Source organism: Deefgea piscis (genome assembly GCF_013284055.1).
Classification (GTDB): domain Bacteria; phylum Pseudomonadota; class Gammaproteobacteria; order Burkholderiales; family Chitinibacteraceae; genus Deefgea; species Deefgea piscis.
In genome coordinates this window covers 2,561,113-2,576,982 of record NZ_CP054143.1, presented here as the reverse complement: position 1 = coordinate 2,576,982, position 15,870 = coordinate 2,561,113, and the positions used below count along the sequence as shown (strand labels likewise).

The following is a 15,870-nucleotide window of genomic DNA, read 5'->3' as shown; positions in this document are numbered from 1 at the left end:
ACTTTTTCCTTTAAACCTTTGCGGACAAAGGCACAGCACGAACAGTCGCGTCATGCGTTAAATTTAAGCGTTTTAATACTTCGCTAGTCAGCGGCAAGATGCCATCTTGTGGCAAGGACACCGCTAAGGTGACTCTAAAATCGCTCAAGCTTCGATTGCTCACTAACCAGACGGAGCCATCCACGGGCTCGGTAGCGACGGCCAAAACGGGAAACACCGCGCTGTCTTTGATGGCACGAATATCTGCCAAGCTGCATTCCAAGCTCGGACCGGCATCAAAAATATCGACATAGCCTTGGTAACGAAAGCCTTCCGACTCCAGCAAAGCGCGTGCCGGTTCAGTGGCCGGATGCACATGCCCCAAAGCAGCTCTGGCCTCATCGGATAAGAAACAGGTATAGATCGGATGCTTAGGCATCAATTCTGCAATAAACGATTTGCTACCGACGTAAGACAGAAAATCTGCTTTAGCAAAATCCATCGTAAAGAAATGCCGACCTAAGCTCTCCCAAAATGGCGAACGCCCAGTTTCATCAGAAACCCCGCGCATTTCAGCGATCACGCGCTCAGAAAATCGATCAGGAAACTCGGCCATAAACAAAAACCGACTTTTCGACAGCAAAGCACCATTACCATCGCGGCGATACGTTGGCTTTAAAAATAAAGAACACAACTCGCTTGAACCGGTTAAGTCGGAAGTTAAAAATAGTGTGGGCAGTTGTTTATAAATCTGCATTTCGCGCGAAGCATGCACCGACAGACCCACTCGGTAGTTGTACCAAGTGTCGTGCATACCCAAAGCAGCTTCTACGCCGCAAATACCGACGATTTGTTGGCAATCATCGTCTTCAAGCACGAATAAATAGCTGGCATCAGCCAAGTCAAGTTGACCATGAAGACTTCGATTACTGGTTTGAATGCGCGCACTTAAGCGCTCAGGATTGGGCTGTAACGTTGTAACGCCTACACCCGCGGTCGCTGCCAAAGCAAGGAGCGCCTCTAGATCTGCGGGGACGATCGGGCGTATTAACATGGTCTTCAACTAAAAATGGAATATAACCAATGTAGCAAAGTGTTGAAAAACCGCGTATCGGTACTATCCCCATTGAAGCGGGATGCAGCGTGCTCTTTATTGCTTGGCCAACATCAAGGTACGCGCTCCTTCAAAGCGCGGTGCAAAGTAAACATTTTTCAATGATTCGATCCGAACTCGACCATTACTCGATGGTGCATGAATAAATTTCTCATCGCCAAGATAGATACCAACGTGAGAAAACGAGCGATCGGTGGTTTTAAAAAATACCAAATCACCCGCCTGCATTTCTGACTGGCTCACCGGTCGTGATGCCGCCGCCATCGCCGCTGCCGTACGTGGCAGCGTAACACCGAGGGCATTTTTATACACCAGCAAGACCAATCCACTGCAATCTAAACCCGCTTCTGGATTAGTACCACCAAACTGATATTGCGTTTCCAATAAGCCCAAGGCATACATCACCACTTCGCGACCAGCACCATCGGCTTTAATATTAGACAGCGAGGGTATTGGCTTGGCGGGCTTATTTTTTGCTGGTTTGGTGGAAGTACACCCAGTCAGTATAAAAAGCCCACACAGCAAAGTGATCGTAAACTTAATCATCCACTAACACTCGCACGTGCTCAGTGACGCTGCGTGCCAGCGCAGATAAATCGTAACCACCTTCGAGCATCGACACGATGCGCTGCTCACTGTAGCGCGCGGCGACTTTCATTAATTGCTGCGTCACCCACGCATAATCGGCTTCAACTAAGCCCATTGACCCCATTTCATCTTCAAGATGCGCATCAAAACCGGCTGAAATCAAAATCAATTGCGGCTTAAATTCGTTCAACAATGGTAACCATTGCTGAGTGACCACTTCACGAAATTCCGCACTTTTGGTCGCTCGTGGCATCGCAATATTGTGCATATTGTCCGCCATCGGCACATCACCAGAATAAGGGAAAAACGGATGCTGAAAAATACTCACCATCAAAGCGCGAGGCTCATCCCATAAACAGTCTTCAGTGCCATTACCGTGGTGCACATCAAAATCAACAATCGCCACGCGCTCCAAACCATAAGCGGCAATTGCATGCTTGGCGGCAATCGCAACATTACTTAAAAAACAAAATCCAAAAGCTTTTTCTTTTTCTGCGTGATGCCCCGGTGGACGAATCGCACAAAATGCATTTTGTGCCTTACCTTGCATCACCAAATCCACCGCTTGAATCCCGGCGCCTGCGCCATGGTAAGCTGCGTTCAAGGTGTAGGGATTTAACACCGTGTCAGGCTCTAAATGCACATGCCCTTGCGCTGGACTGGCAACAGCTAAACGATCTAAATACGCCGCCGGATGCACCCGCAGCAATTGTTCTCGCGTTGCCGCTTGCGCCGTGACATGCAATAAATAATCCCAAATACCCGCCGCGATCAAGCGGTCTTGAATCGCCGCCAAACGCTCAGGACATTCAGGATGACCTTGCCCCATTTCATGCATCACACACGATGGATGACTAATATATGCAGTTGCACCACAGGAACCGACCACAGAATTGCCCCTTGCTCAATAGACATGTTTATTGTTAAGTTTACGCTGCACAGCACAAGAGGGAAAGAATGACACCATCAACACCGCCACGCCTGTTGCAGCAACTCCACGCCGCAGAGCAGCAATTAAATCAAATTATTCTGGGCAAGCCGCACACCATTCGGCTTGCGTTGACATGTATTTTGGCCCAAGGCCACTTATTAATTGAAGATATCCCCGGCGTGGGCAAAACCACCTTAGCCCATGCTTTAGCTCGAGTTTTAGGTTTGGCATTTGCACGAATTCAATTTACCAGCGACTTACTGCCTGCCGATTTACTCGGGGTTTCGGTGTATGAGCGTCACGAAGCACGGTTTCAGTTTCATCCCGGCCCGATTTTCACGCAAATTTTGTTGGCCGATGAAATCAACCGCGCTACCGCCAAAACACAATCAGCCTTACTTGAAGCGATGGCCGAGCGCCAAGTCACTTTGGATGGTGAAACGCATTTACTCCCCACGCCGTTCTTTGTGATTGCAACACAAAACCCACAACAACAAATCGGTACTTTCCCTTTACCCGAATCGCAACTCGATCGATTTTTATTGCGTATTGAACTGGGCTACCCTAGCCCCGCCGCCGAACGATCCCTTCTCGAAGGAATTGACCGACAAGTTTTACTCCAGCAAACAGCGGCATTACTTAACGCAGAGCAGCTCATCGCCGCGCAAACCGCGATACAACAAATCACGGCCTCACCCGCACTGCTCGATTATATTCAAGCCCTGATTGCCTACACGCGCCGCGACACGCAATTTGTATATGGCCTATCACCGCGAGCCGCTTTAGCCTTGGTTCACGCCAGCAAAGCTTGGGCATGGCTCAATGGACGAAGCATGGTGCTACCCGATGATGTACAGCAAGTTTTTGTCCCCGTTGCTGGCCATCGTTTAATCTCCAAACAAAGCCATCGCAATGACTTTACTGCGGTTCAACAAATTTTGACGCAGGTCGCAATTCCTTGAGTAAACCAACTTTTAATTGGCCATGGCAGCAATGGATCAATCGCCGCCACCCCGCACACAGTGGCCAACAAGAAATCCGCCATCAGCAGCTCTATATTTTGCCGACTCGCTACGGCTGTGCATTTAGCTTTATGGTGCTAACACTGCTTGTTGGGGCATTAAATTATCAACTCAATCTGGGTTTACTCTTTGCCTTTTTGCTCATTGGCGTTGGCCAAACCATGATGCTCAAATCGTACGCCAATCTACTTGCCCTTCGATTGGAAGTACTCCCAATATCCGCCGTTTTTGCTGGGGAACATGCTGCCGTTTTAATTCGTTTTGAAAACAAAAAAGACATTACGCGCAGCCAATTGCATGTTTCTTGCCGCGACAGCGCCATTGCGGCACTGAGCAATCTGCCGCCGTGGGCGACACAAGACGTCACTTTACGACTGCCATGCCCGCAACGTGGCATCGTTACTTTGCCGCGTTTACGCCTAGAGTCAACGCAACCGATGGCCTTATTTCGTTGCTGGAGTTACCTGAACAGCCCGCAATCACTATGGGTTTATCCCGCGCCAGAACAAAACCCACCGCCACCGCCAACTGGAGGCGACCCATCTCTTGGAGCGACGCGATCTAATACCACTGGCCAAGATGAATTTAATGGATTGCGTTTATTTCAACGCGGCGACGCCAAACATGCCATTGCTTGGAAGCAAAGCGCACATGGCGAGCAACTGCTGGTGAAGCACTTTCAATCCCCCGCCGGAGAAAGCCGCTGTTTTCACTGGCGTGATGTGCAAGAGTTAGAGCTTGAGCTGGCTTTAAGTCGACTTTGTGCTTGGATTTTAGCCGCCCACGAACGTGGGCAAGATTATGGGCTCGAGCTACCCAATGCACACTTTGCCCCAGCATCTGGCGCAATCCATCAGCAGCGCTGCTTAATGGCACTCGCGCAATTTACCCCCACACAATGAGCATGAGTCGAGCACTGAATCCTCAAGAACAACAGCAACTCGGTGTGCTGATGCTCTTCGTTTGCCTGCCGCACCTAATTATGCAAACCCCATGGCTATCCGGTTTGCTCGGCTTGGTATTGCTGACTTATTGTGGATTAAGCCCCCAACGGCGAGCGCAGATACCGCGCCACCTGAGCTTATTGCTATCTATTTTGAGCTTGCTTCTCGTTTACCAAGCCCATCAAACCCTCATGGGGCGCGAAGGTGGGATTGCCGTGTTGATTGCGCTATGTATTAGCAAACTGTATGAAACACGCACAGTCCGCGATGCACATGCCATGTTATTGCTGGCATTTTTTGCGACAGGAATCAGCTTTTTACATGGGCAAGCGCCTTGGCAAGCGGCATTGGCTGGCTTGGCCTTAGTCGCAACCGTTTGCATTGCGCTGCGATTGGAAAACAATGCACTAAGTCTAGGTATATCCATCAAGGCTGCGATTAAAATCTGCTTACAGGCAATACCCCTTGCCGCCTTATTGTTTATTTTATTCCCTCGACTACCAGCACCACTCTGGAGCTTGCCCAACGACAAAGCCGCTCGCACCGGTCTATCTGGGGAAAGGATGTCTCCAGGCAGCTTAAATCAATTAATCCAAGATGATCGCATCGCCTTTCGGGCTGAATTTAACGGCACCGCGCCAGCGCAAAGTCAGCTGTACTGGCGTGGCCCCGTGTTCAATCAATTCGATGGCCAATACTGGCTACCCACCACGGCAAACTCGAGCAAGCCACCACAAATCATCGCACGCGGCCCGCAAGCCAACTACAGCATTACCTTAGAGCCACATCAACAAAACTGGTTATTGGCACTGGATTTGCCAACCGAATTCCCGCAATCGGCGATGCTGAACTCACAATTGCAATTAATCCAACAGAGTCCGATCAATCAAAGACTGCGCTACTCCGCCAGTAGCACCTTACACTGGCAAACCTTGGGTGATACTGGCATTGCAGCCGCCCTGCAACTACCGCCTTCTCTGAACCCCAAAACGATATCCCTCGCGCAAAGCTGGCGGCAACAAGCCCCAGCACAACGCGTTCAATCCGGTTTGCAATGGCTAAAAAACCAGCATTTCAGTTACACGCTAACCCCACCATTGCTAGAGAAAAAAGATCGGATTGATGAATTTTTATTTGAATCAAAACAAGGCTATTGCGAGCATTACGCCAGTGCTTTTGCCGTACTCATGCGCGCCGCCAACGTGCCGGCACGTATCGTAACTGGCTATCAAGGCGGCCAGTTCAACCCCAATGGCAATTACTACATGATTCGACAAGCCGATGCCCACGCTTGGGTTGAAGTTTGGCTACCAGAGCAAGGCTGGCAGCGCGTAGATCCTACTTTTGTGGTTTCACCCACACGCATCGAAAATGGTTTCGAAAACAGCTTTGCGTCTCGCTTACAAAATGATGCACTACCAAGCTTATTGAATCGCAACGCAACATTCATCAAAGCCATGCGTCTGCACCTCGATGCGTGGGTGAATCATTGGAATCAATGGGTCATTGCGTATGACAGTCAGCGGCAATTGAATTTACTACAGCGCCTAGGCATTAAAGACTTTCTATCTTGGCCATTCATGCTTTATTTCGGAGGCGGATTACTCATCATCCTTGGTGGCTTTGTATTTTATTTTTTACATCGCAATCAGGCACCACCGACCGATATAGCCAATCAATTATTTATTCGCTATTGCAAAAAATTACAGCGCTATCAACTTTACAAAGCACCGCATGAAACGGCCAGCCAATTTGCCACACGCTGCCAAACTGCGCGGCCTGAATTGGCGGCCAACATGATTGAGATCACCAATCTCTATCTGGCCGCGCGTTATGCGCAAGACCCAACGGCATTAGCACAATTAAAAATGGCCATTAAACGTTTTGCTTAATTCAAACAGATCGATTTATGATGGCCAAACCCTCACTCATTCATTCTCATTTAAAACTATGGCGCGCTATTTAACTGAACCGCAATTCGCACATCAAAACCCGGCCAAAATTGGCGTACTGTTAATCAACCTAGGCACACCAGAGGCCCCCACCGCCCAAGCGGTACGCCCTTACTTAAGACAGTTTCTATCTGATCCCCGTGTCGTTGAAATCCCCAAAGCCATTTGGTGGCTCATTCTCAACGGCATTATTTTGACCGTGCGCCCGAAAAAAAGTGCTGAAAAATACGCCAGCATTTGGACCAAAGAAGGCTCACCACTCAAAGTCTGGACCATCAAACAAGCCAAGCTCCTTAAGGGACAACTGGGCGAAGCATTTCCAGGGCAACTGGTGGTTGACTATGCAATGCGCTACGGCTCACCCTCAATCGAAAGCCAAATCAGCCAATTAAAAACACTCAATTGCCAAAAAATCATTATCGTTCCGATGTATCCACAATATGCCGCTAGCACCACCGCCAGTGTGAATGATGAGGTTTACCGGGTATTACAAAAAACACGTTTTCAACCTGCCATCCGTACTGTGGCGCCTTACTATGACCATCCTCGCTATATCGCCGCCTTAGCCGCGCAAGTTCGTCAGCATTGGCAAGCCAACGGCAAGGGTGAGCACTTATTGATGAGTTTTCATGGCGTGCCGCGCTACACGCTGGAAAAAGGCGACCCATATCACTGCCATGCACTCAAAACCGGCCGACTACTGGCTGAGGCACTCGATTTAAATCCCACACAATATACGGTGTCTTTTCAATCTCGCTTTGGCAAAGCCGAATGGCTTAAACCGTACACTAGCCAAGTAATACAACAGCTTGGCCAGAAACAGTTATCACAGCTAGATGTAATCTGCCCCGGATTTGTCGCCGACTGCTTAGAAACACTGGAAGAAATTGCCATCGAAGGCCGGCATGACTACCTACAAGCGGGGGGAAAAAACTATCAATTCATCCCTTGCCTGAATGATCATGCTGAATGGATTTCTACGCTCGAAGAATTGGTTCGTACCGAGCTGACAGGCTGGCTGACAAACGGCAAAGCTGAAAAAAGAAATATAGATGAATTAAATCAATCACTTAATAGATGTAAGACCATAAACACAACAAATTGAACTTGGGGATTTTAGAAATTAACGCTACACTCTGCGGTAAGCTTAATCTTACAAAAGGGGATATACCCAATGGCCACTAAACTATTCTTAGCTGAAGACGACCTGATCTTAGCCGACGCGCTAAAATCAAGTCTTTCGCAAGCAGACTTTCAATGCGACTGCGTGAATGATGGCGCATTAGCATTACAAATTTTACTTCACAACGACTACGATGCCGTTGTCTTAGATATCGGTCTGCCAAATATGGACGGTCTGACTGTACTGCGTAATGTTCGTCAGCATAAGCCTTCTTTGCCAATTTTGATTCTAACCGCACTAGATGGCTTAGATGAACGCGTTGCAGGCTTGGATGCGGGTGCCGATGATTACTTGGCAAAACCATTTGAGTTTTCTGAATTAGAAGCACGTTTACGCGCCCTGTTACGCCGCAGCCAAATCTTGCCGCAGTCAGTACAGCAATTGGGTAATTTACGCCTTGATCGCGCTGGTCAACGTGCATGGTGCAATGATACGCCGCTTGATTTGTCAGCTCGTGAATTAACCGTACTCGAAATCTTGATGTCAAACATCGACCGCGTAGTGACTAAAGAGCAAATCGTTAGCGAATTAGGCAATGAAAACGCTGAAGTTGGCCTCAATGCGATTGAAGTTTACGTGCATCGCTTACGTAAAAAATTAGATCCAGCTGGCGTGGTAATTCGTACGATTCGTGGTTTGGGTTATTTACTTGAAAAGCAGCAAGTCATTCCTACTGATGCGACTAACTAAAACTTCGCTACGACAACAATTATTGTTGTGGCTTTTACTGCCCCAGCTGGTATTTTGCCTTGCTGGGGCAGCACTTTTTTTATCAATTACTTTGCACTATGCCGACAATGCAATTGATAAACGTTTAATCAAATCGGCCAATGCCGTAGCTAAACTCATCCAACACCAACCGCAGATTGGCCCAGAACTCAGCAGCAAAATTATCGCAACCATTGATTCACTGGATGATTTGGAAATTTATTCCATCCATGACAGCAATCAGCGCTTAATTGCTGGTCGAGCGGAAATCGCCCTACCCCAAACGCATCAACCGCAAAATGACCCGTTCTTTTATTACCAAACAATAGACGGTCAAAAATACCGCGTACTTTTGCAAAAAAGTGCGCAGCAATCGGATAGAACAATACAAATTGCGTTTAATCTACATGAACGTGATGTTTATACGCGTAATATTTTCCTCTCGACTGCAATCCCTCTACTCTTACTCATTATCCTCACGATTTTCTTTGTCTGGTGGGGGATCGGCCTAGGATTACGACCTTTAGCACAGTTGCAATCGATGATGGAATTACGTAAGCCACAAGACTTGTCGCCACTGGCTTTACAAGATGCCCCGCGAGAGCTCAATGCCCTTTCGGCAGCACTCAATCATTTATTGGCAACGACCGAAGCCAGTATTGACCGGCAACGCCGATTTATTGCCGATGCGGCACATCAATTACGTACCCCACTGGCAGGACTAAAATCGCAAACTGAATTGGCCATGCGTGAAAATTCGCCTGAAGGTCTACGCGAACGACTCAATATGGTCCATACCAGTGCCACGCGAAGCATTCATTTGGTTAATCAACTTTTGACCTTAGCTCGCTCAGAGCCTGGTAGCCAAACTAGCATCCCTAAAGTACACATGGATTTGGCGAAAATCATTCGTGACTTAACTGCTGAACTCGTACCACGAGCTTTAGCCGCTCGGATTGATCTAGGTTGCGATTGCTTTGTGCAAGACGCGCCACTGCACGGCAACTCAGCGCTTCTAAGAGAAATGTTTATTAACTTGGTGGAAAACGCCATTAAATACATTCCTCGCGATGGTAGCGTCACCGTTCGACTCACAGAAGACGAAAAGAACTACATCGTTGATGTCGAAGATAATGGACCCGGCATTCCTGATAGCGATAAAGATCGGGTGTTTGAGCGTTTTTATCGCCGAGAGCAAACTGGCAATGGTTGTGGACTTGGGATGGCGATTGTACGAGAAATTGCAGAACGCCACGCTGGTAGCGTGCAATTACTCGATGCGGAGCCACATGGTTTAATTGTGCATGTGGTATTGCCAAAAACAGAGCTAAATACCTAGGGTCTGTTGACGTTTGGTTTGCGGATCGCGTTTGTGCTGATTTTGGCCTAAAACAAGGCGAAAGACGCGTGGCATAGTCATTCTATGCAAGCGTTTTTCAACGCAGTGTCAGGCCAAAAGCAGCCAAACCCTAGCACTGCACGCAATACCCTCGTGTTTTTAAATTACGCCGCTTGCCGGCCATAAAAAAATCCCGCATCTAAAAGCGGGACTTTTTTATGGTTTAATACAAAGTCAGTTCGGTGTCATCAATCAAAAATAACCGTTTTATTTGAATACACCAAAACACGATGTTGCAAATGCCAACGCACAGCACGTGATAAGACCACGCGCTCTAAATCACGACCTTGCTGAATCAATGCTTCAACATCATCTCGATGCGAAATACGATTCACATCTTGCTCAATAATTGGACCATCATCGAGTACTTCAGTCACATAATGACTAGTCGCACCAATTAACTTAACCCCACGAGCAAACGCACGATGGTAAGGCTTTGCGCCATCAAAAGCCGGCAAGAAACTATGATGAATATTGATAATGCGCTGCGGGAATTGCGCAGTAAAGTCATGGCTTAGCACTTGCATATATCGCGCCAGCACAATCAGATCAATTTCTTTTTCATGCAGCAATGCCGTTTGCGCGGCCTCTGCAGCCGCTTTATTGTCTTTACCAACAGCAATTACATGGTATTCAATACCATAAAAATCGGCTAAAGCTCGGCAATCTTCGTGATTTGAAATAATCAGTGGAATTTCACAATTAAATTCGCCACTTTTATGTCGATGCAATAAATCGACCAAGCAATGATCATATTTCGATACAAAAATAGCGACTTTTTGTGGACGATTCGATAAAGAAACTTTCCACGTCATTTGAAAGCGATCAGCAATCGGCTGAAATGCCGCTGCAAAAGCTTTCATATCTAAAGTAAAGTCAGCTAAATCCCATTCGATACGCATCAAAAACAAACCATCAGTATTGTCTTGATGTTGATCGGAATGAACAATATTGGCGTTATAGGTATACAAAAAGTTAGCGATCGCGGCAGACAGACCTTTTCGATCTGGGCAACTGATCAGTAGTGTCGCGGTATGTGTCATTCGGCATCATCTTGAATAAAGTTGTAACCTTATTCTAACAGCACCCACCCCCAGAAAACAGTCGCGTCAGTCCAAGTATTGCCTTTAATCAGCCGTGAAGCGTATTTTTCACCGTTGTACGCTGCGCCTTTGCCAATAGAATGCCATCCAGTAAAAACTGCTCAAATGGCGGACTAAAACCATAAGACGGCAAAGCCGTCGACCAGCGAAACCCCGTTGGGCTTTTCAAGTCGACCACCAAGGCCATTGAATGGGCAAATAATGCGGCATAGATCGCCCGCCCAAAGCCAGCGCACCTCGCTGGGCTATAAAACACCCCATTTGGCGCTAAGATTGGATGGTCTAAAACACGAAACGCCAAAGCCATCGTCTGTTCAGGTGATAAACTCGCTTCTTTGGCAACTTTAGCTACTGCACAGAGTAACTCTTGCGGTACGATATCCATTGGTATTCCTTAGCAGCTACACTGTTTCAGTTTAGCTGGAACGATTCGGTTCACCTTTTCTTATACCCTCCATTCATCAGCTGACATCATGTTTAATATTGTTTTGTTTCAACCTGAAATCCCGCCCAATACCGGCAACGTCATTCGTTTAGCGGCCAATACCGGCTGCATTTTGCATTTGGTTAAACCACTGGGTTTTCCTTTGGATGACACCAAAATGAAGCGCGCAGGATTGGATTATCATGAGTACGCCAATATGCTGGTTCATGAAGACTGGGATGCCTGTGTCGCACATTTAGCCGGTCAACGCTTTTTTGCTGCCACCACCAAAGGCTCGCAACGCTTTGACTTACTGCAATATGAGCCAGGCGATGTTTTTGTATTTGGACCAGAAACACGTGGCTTGCCTGCCGATTTATTACAAACTTTTGCTGCCGATCGTCGCATTCGCGTCCCGATGCAGCCAGACAATCGCAGCCTGAATTTATCCAACTCGGTTGCGATCACCATTTATGAAGCATGGCGTCAAAACGGGTTTATTGGTGGCGCATAAAGTAATACCAATTTTAAAAGACTATGACTAAATCAGGCTTGCTCGAAATCGAGAAATACCCATCGATAACACTACGAGCAAGCTCTGACTTGCCAAATCAAAGTCACTTTATCCTTTGCAATCAATACATCTACATCAACTCAAGCAAGCCAAAGCCCTCACGCCAGTTACCAGCCCAAATAGCGAACCTTCCTCACAAGTCCCATACCACTTTCCCTGAATATCAATTGCACCCAAGGGGATTTACCTAGTGCTGTTGTACCCAATACGGATTTCCCCAGCTTTCTTCAATAGGGTTGCGGGTCTATTCTTGTATCGCCGAAGGATGAAATCGACATTCAGGACCCTACACCGACTAGCGACATTTGCTTAATCGTTTAGGTGCATTCAGTTGAGCGCCTCTGGCATCGAATTTGTAACTTAAACAGAAACAATCGATAGATTACGAGCCCATACCACTGATTGATGCCCGCGAAGGAGTCCGATATGCTTTGGAATACCGCACCACACAACCGCCAAAAACTAGCCATAGCACGCCGTAATAAATTGGTCGTTGCCAATTGGAAAATGTATGGCAGTCTTGCGCTGTGCCGAGAAACCATCAATCAACTCAATCACATCATTCAGCCCGGCGCTGACCTCATCATTAGTCCTCCCGCACCTTATTTAAGTGAATTGGGGCGTCTTGCGCAAAAAACCGGCATTCATTGCTGCGGGCAAGATGTAGCAGCACAACAAAATGGCGCACGCACTGGAGAATGGTCTGCCACGATGCTGGCGGAACTAGGCTGCCATCATGCGATTGTTGGCCACTCGGAGCGTCGCCAACATCACCGCGAAGATGACCTACTTATTGCGGCCAAAGCACAAGCCTGTATTGATGCCGGCATCACGCCGATTGTCTGTATTGGCGAAACCTTGGACGAGCGCAATGCAGGCCAACTCGAACGCGTTCTCGGCCAGCAATTGGACGCACTACTAGCCACTGCTGGCTGGCGAGAAGCCATCATTGCCTACGAACCCGTTTGGGCAATTGGTACCGGCAAAGTGGCCACCCCAGCGATTGCCCAAGCAGCGCATCAATTTATCCGTGAATACCTCGCCAAAACCGATGCCGATGCCGCTGATGAAATGATGTTACTGTATGGTGGCAGCGTCAAAGCCGACAATGCCACTGCTTTATTTGCCATGCCCGATATTGACGGCGGCTTAATTGGCAGCGCTTCGCTAGAAGTGCATTCTTTAGTGCGCATTTATCAAGCGGCTAGCTTGACTAGCCGTGCCGCAGCACAAATGACTTTATAAGGAATCCCCATGACTGTGCCACTCTCCACTTGGCTGCAAACACAGCATAGCGACATGCGTCAGATGCTCGGCAATATTGCTGGTGCATGCAAAGTGATTAGCAATGCGGTCGCCCGCGCGGCTTTATCTGGCGCACAGGGCGACGCGGGCAGTGGCAATATCCAAGGGGAAGAACAAAAAAAACTCGACATCATCAGCAATGACATCATGCTCAACTGGGCAGGTGCTTGCGGACATTTTTCCGCCATGGCCTCCGAAGAGCTCGACACCATCGTGCAATGCAATCCACAAGGCCGCTACTTGCTGGTGTTTGATCCGCTTGACGGCTCGTCCAATGTCGACGTCAATATCTCAGTGGGCAGTATTTTCTCTATTTTGCGCGCGCCTGAGCAGACCCCAACCGAGGCTGATTTTTTACAAACCGGTCGCCAGCAAATTGCCGCAGGTTATGCCTTATATGGCTCATCCACCATGCTGGTCATCACCACCGGTACCGGCGTGCATGGTTTTACTTTAGACCGTGAAATTGGCGAATTTGTTTTAACTCATCCTGAATTAACCATCCCCAACGACACCCGAGAATTTGCCATTAACGCCTCAAACTCGCGTTTTTGGGAGGCGCCGGTCGCGCGTTATATTGATGAGTGTGTTGCCGGCAAATCAGGCCCGCGCGGCGAAAATTTCAATATGCGCTGGGTGGCCTCAATGGTTGCCGAAGTGCATCGCATTTTAATTCGTGGCGGGGTATTTTTATACCCGAAAGATAGCGCAAAACCCAATGGAAAACTACGTCTGCTGTACGAAGCCAATCCAATGGCGATGATTGTTGAGCAAGCGGGTGGCGCCAGTAGCACCGGACAACAACTGACTTTAGACGTGCAACCGAGCCAGCTGCATCAACGCGTGCCGGTTATGCTGGGCTCTAAAAATGAAGTCGCCCGTTTAATTCGTTACCACGAATAAAAAAATAAGGGTATTTAACTGCAAGCCATATTCATGAATGCCTACAGATAAATACCCAGATTTTTTACTGATTTCGCATGAAATCAGCGGTTTTCATAAACGCCTCTTCTAAATGCTCGCGTAAATCGTTACTCATCGGCACTTCGGCCAAAGCCTGCAACATACACAACATCCATTGATCACGCTCGGCCTCACCAATGGCAAACGGCATATGCCGCCCACGCAAACGTGGATGACCATACTTTTCAATAAATAATTGCGGCCCACCGAGCCAGCCCGACAAAAAATCATAAAATCGTTCACGAATCTGTGTGGTATCCGCATGATGCATCGCATGCACCCCCGCCGCACGTGGATCGCTCGCCATAATGTCGTAAAACCGATCGACTAATTGCCGCAAAATTGCCGGGCCACCCAGTAATTCATACGGCGTCATTGCCTGCACTGCTGCGCTTTCAGTCATGATTCACCTCAACGGGCTGCACACAACTAGCGGCCAATTTAGCGCGCTGCCGCGCTTGCTCTACATCCACGCCACTGGCCAGCGCCACCCCCATTCTGCGGCGAACAAAGGCTTCAGGCTTGCCAAACAAACGCACATCGGCCGTCGGCACGGCCATCGCCTGCGCCACACCATCAAATGCAACACCAACGGCATCCACGCCACCATAAATCACGGCACTTGCGGCTGGCAAACGTAAACTCACATCGACTGGCAAGCCTAAAATCGCCCGTGCATGTAATTCAAACTCTGAGTATTGCTGGCTTTGCAACGTCACTAAGCCAGTATCATGCGGTCGTGGACTGACTTCACTAAACCACACCGCATCGCCCTTCACAAAAAGCTCAACACCAAATAAGCCGCGACCACCCAAGGCGGTAGTTACTTTTTCGGCGATGTCTTGCGCTCGAGATAGCGCCAAAGCCGACATCGCTTGTGGCTGCCAGCTTTCAACATAATCACCACTCACTTGCACATGGCCAATCGGCTGGCAAAACTGCGTTTCAACCTCACCACTAACGGCGATTGCGCGTACCGTCAGCAGCGTAATTTCATAATCAAAATCAACAAAACCCTCAACAATCACGCGGCCATTTTTGACTCGCCCCCCACTGGCGGCATAGTCCCAAGCCGTCACGATATCTGCTGGCGTTTTGAGCAATGATTGCCCTTTACCACTGGACGACATAACGGGTTTGACCAAGCAAGGAAAACCGATTTCAGCCACCGCCGTTTGCAACTGCGCCAAGCTGTCGGCAAATCGGTATGACGACGTTGCCAAGCCTAAATCTTCTGCCGCTAAGCGGCGAATACCTTCGCGATTCATCGTTAAATGCGTCGCTCGCGCCGTTGGAATCACCGTCGCCAAACCTTCCGCCTCAATCGCCAACAAAGCGTCCGTCGCAATCGCTTCAATTTCCGGCACAATCCAGTGCGGCCGTTCTAACGCCACCACAGCACGCAGCGCTTGGCCATCCGTCATATCGATCACATGACTACGATGGGCCACTTGCATGCCGGGTGCATTGGCATAGCGATCCACCGCAATCACCTCCACCCCTAAGCGTTGAAAAGCGATAATCACTTCCTTACCCAATTCACCCGCACCCAATAACATGACCTTGCTGGCGCTAGGCGTTAATGCCGTACCAATTCTCATCTCATTCCCTTTTTTTACTGCGCGAACAGATCGCTAGATTAAATTCAGTTTTTTGCTGGCGACTCACCCTGCGAGCTTAC

Annotated in this window: 16 protein-coding genes; 9 read left to right on the top strand and 7 right to left on the bottom strand. The window is 48.5% G+C overall.

Features of this window, described 5'->3' with window-relative positions; translation table 11 throughout:
- Nucleotides 1-10: 10 nt before the first annotated feature.
- From astA to HQN60_RS11975, 3 genes are all read right to left on the bottom strand, one after another.
- Nucleotides 11-1,033: an arginine N-succinyltransferase gene (gene astA / locus HQN60_RS11985; protein WP_173533864.1), complete on the bottom strand. Its 1,023-nt coding sequence runs from the start codon at nucleotides 1,031-1,033 to the stop codon at nucleotides 11-13.
- A 96-nt stretch (nucleotides 1,034-1,129) separates the two neighbouring features.
- A complete protein-coding gene (locus tag HQN60_RS11980) occupies nucleotides 1,130-1,639 on the bottom strand; it encodes a C40 family peptidase (protein ID WP_173533863.1) in 510 nt (169 codons plus the stop codon).
- The gene (locus tag HQN60_RS11975) at nucleotides 1,632-2,570 is read right to left on the bottom strand and encodes a histone deacetylase family protein (protein ID WP_254456623.1); all 939 of its coding nucleotides are present in this window, start codon (nucleotides 2,568-2,570) and stop codon (nucleotides 1,632-1,634) included. The genes HQN60_RS11980 and HQN60_RS11975 overlap by 8 nt, the downstream gene beginning before the upstream one ends.
- A 68-nt stretch (nucleotides 2,571-2,638) precedes the next feature.
- Between HQN60_RS11975 and HQN60_RS11970 the strand changes: the two genes are divergently transcribed.
- The 6 genes from HQN60_RS11970 to HQN60_RS11945 all read left to right on the top strand — a co-directional run bounded on the left by HQN60_RS11970 (nucleotide 2,639) and on the right by HQN60_RS11945 (nucleotide 9,760).
- Nucleotides 2,639-3,574 (top strand): AAA family ATPase, encoded by a 936-nt coding sequence (locus HQN60_RS11970; protein WP_173533862.1) that lies wholly within the window; start codon nucleotides 2,639-2,641, stop codon nucleotides 3,572-3,574.
- Complete coding sequence (locus tag HQN60_RS11965) at nucleotides 3,571-4,536, top strand: DUF58 domain-containing protein (RefSeq protein WP_173533861.1); 966 nt, start codon at nucleotides 3,571-3,573, stop codon at nucleotides 4,534-4,536. The genes HQN60_RS11970 and HQN60_RS11965 overlap by 4 nt, the downstream gene beginning before the upstream one ends.
- 2 nt (nucleotides 4,537-4,538) lie before the next feature.
- On the top strand, nucleotides 4,539-6,470 hold the full coding sequence (locus tag HQN60_RS11960) for a transglutaminase TgpA family protein (protein ID WP_173533860.1): 1,932 nt from the start codon (nucleotides 4,539-4,541) through the stop codon (nucleotides 6,468-6,470).
- Between the two features lie 58 nt (nucleotides 6,471-6,528).
- Nucleotides 6,529-7,635, top strand: a complete 1,107-nt coding sequence (hemH, locus tag HQN60_RS11955; RefSeq protein ID WP_173533859.1) for a ferrochelatase — start codon at nucleotides 6,529-6,531, stop codon at nucleotides 7,633-7,635.
- 69 nt (nucleotides 7,636-7,704) lie between these two features.
- Entirely contained in the window at nucleotides 7,705-8,403 is a 699-nt protein-coding gene (locus HQN60_RS11950) for a response regulator transcription factor (RefSeq protein WP_173533858.1), read from the top strand.
- A 22-nt stretch (nucleotides 8,404-8,425) separates the two neighbouring features.
- On the top strand, nucleotides 8,426-9,760 hold the full coding sequence (locus HQN60_RS11945) for a sensor histidine kinase (RefSeq protein WP_254456622.1): 1,335 nt from the start codon (nucleotides 8,426-8,428) through the stop codon (nucleotides 9,758-9,760).
- A gap of 248 nt (nucleotides 9,761-10,008) precedes the next feature.
- Here the strand turns inward: HQN60_RS11945 and purU are convergent, their stop codons facing one another.
- Nucleotides 10,009-10,863, bottom strand: a complete 855-nt coding sequence (purU, locus tag HQN60_RS11940) for a formyltetrahydrofolate deformylase (protein WP_173533856.1) — start codon at nucleotides 10,861-10,863, stop codon at nucleotides 10,009-10,011.
- Nucleotides 10,864-10,951: 88 nt separating this feature from the next.
- Nucleotides 10,952-11,308 (bottom strand): hypothetical protein, encoded by a 357-nt coding sequence (locus HQN60_RS11935; protein WP_173533855.1) that lies wholly within the window; start codon nucleotides 11,306-11,308, stop codon nucleotides 10,952-10,954.
- Nucleotides 11,309-11,396: 88 nt separating this feature from the next.
- On the opposite strand from HQN60_RS11935, the gene trmL reads away from it, so the two are divergent.
- From trmL to HQN60_RS11920, 3 genes are all read left to right on the top strand, one after another.
- Nucleotides 11,397-11,861 carry a tRNA (uridine(34)/cytosine(34)/5-carboxymethylaminomethyluridine(34)-2'-O)-methyltransferase TrmL gene (gene trmL, locus HQN60_RS11930; protein WP_173533854.1) on the top strand — a complete coding sequence of 155 codons (465 nt, stop codon included), beginning with the start codon at nucleotides 11,397-11,399 and terminating at the stop codon, nucleotides 11,859-11,861.
- Nucleotides 11,862-12,347: 486 nt separating this feature from the next.
- Nucleotides 12,348-13,166, top strand: coding sequence for a triose-phosphate isomerase (tpiA, locus tag HQN60_RS11925; protein WP_173533853.1), 819 nt, complete (start codon nucleotides 12,348-12,350; stop codon nucleotides 13,164-13,166).
- Nucleotides 13,167-13,175: 9 nt separating this feature from the next.
- Nucleotides 13,176-14,129, top strand: coding sequence for a class 1 fructose-bisphosphatase (locus HQN60_RS11920; RefSeq protein ID WP_173533852.1), 954 nt, complete (start codon nucleotides 13,176-13,178; stop codon nucleotides 14,127-14,129).
- Nucleotides 14,130-14,193: 64 nt separating this feature from the next.
- Here the strand turns inward: HQN60_RS11920 and HQN60_RS11915 are convergent, their stop codons facing one another.
- Nucleotides 14,194-14,592, bottom strand: a complete 399-nt coding sequence (locus tag HQN60_RS11915; RefSeq protein WP_173533851.1) for a group II truncated hemoglobin — start codon at nucleotides 14,590-14,592, stop codon at nucleotides 14,194-14,196.
- On the bottom strand, nucleotides 14,585-15,790 hold the full coding sequence (purT, locus tag HQN60_RS11910) for a formate-dependent phosphoribosylglycinamide formyltransferase (protein WP_173533850.1): 1,206 nt from the start codon (nucleotides 15,788-15,790) through the stop codon (nucleotides 14,585-14,587). The genes HQN60_RS11915 and purT overlap by 8 nt, the downstream gene beginning before the upstream one ends.
- Nucleotides 15,791-15,870: the final 80 nt, after the last annotated feature.

Coding starts and splice junctions, on each gene's coding strand:
- HQN60_RS11980 (WP_173533863.1), bottom strand. CDS start 1,639: ATGATTAAGTTTACGATCACTTTGCTGTGTGGGCTTTTTATACTGACT.
- purT (WP_173533850.1), bottom strand. CDS start 15,790: ATGAGAATTGGTACGGCATTAACGCCTAGCGCCAGCAAGGTCATGTTA.
- tpiA (WP_173533853.1), top strand. CDS start 12,348: ATGCTTTGGAATACCGCACCACACAACCGCCAAAAACTAGCCATAGCA.
- HQN60_RS11915 (WP_173533851.1), bottom strand. CDS start 14,592: ATGACTGAAAGCGCAGCAGTGCAGGCAATGACGCCGTATGAATTACTG.
- hemH (WP_173533859.1), top strand. CDS start 6,529: ATGGCGCGCTATTTAACTGAACCGCAATTCGCACATCAAAACCCGGCC.
- HQN60_RS11920 (WP_173533852.1), top strand. CDS start 13,176: ATGACTGTGCCACTCTCCACTTGGCTGCAAACACAGCATAGCGACATG.
- HQN60_RS11935 (WP_173533855.1), bottom strand. CDS start 11,308: ATGGATATCGTACCGCAAGAGTTACTCTGTGCAGTAGCTAAAGTTGCC.
- HQN60_RS11950 (WP_173533858.1), top strand. CDS start 7,705: ATGGCCACTAAACTATTCTTAGCTGAAGACGACCTGATCTTAGCCGAC.
- HQN60_RS11970 (WP_173533862.1), top strand. CDS start 2,639: ATGACACCATCAACACCGCCACGCCTGTTGCAGCAACTCCACGCCGCA.
- astA (WP_173533864.1), bottom strand. CDS start 1,033: ATGTTAATACGCCCGATCGTCCCCGCAGATCTAGAGGCGCTCCTTGCT.
- HQN60_RS11960 (WP_173533860.1), top strand. CDS start 4,539: ATGAGTCGAGCACTGAATCCTCAAGAACAACAGCAACTCGGTGTGCTG.
- purU (WP_173533856.1), bottom strand. CDS start 10,863: ATGACACATACCGCGACACTACTGATCAGTTGCCCAGATCGAAAAGGT.
- trmL (WP_173533854.1), top strand. CDS start 11,397: ATGTTTAATATTGTTTTGTTTCAACCTGAAATCCCGCCCAATACCGGC.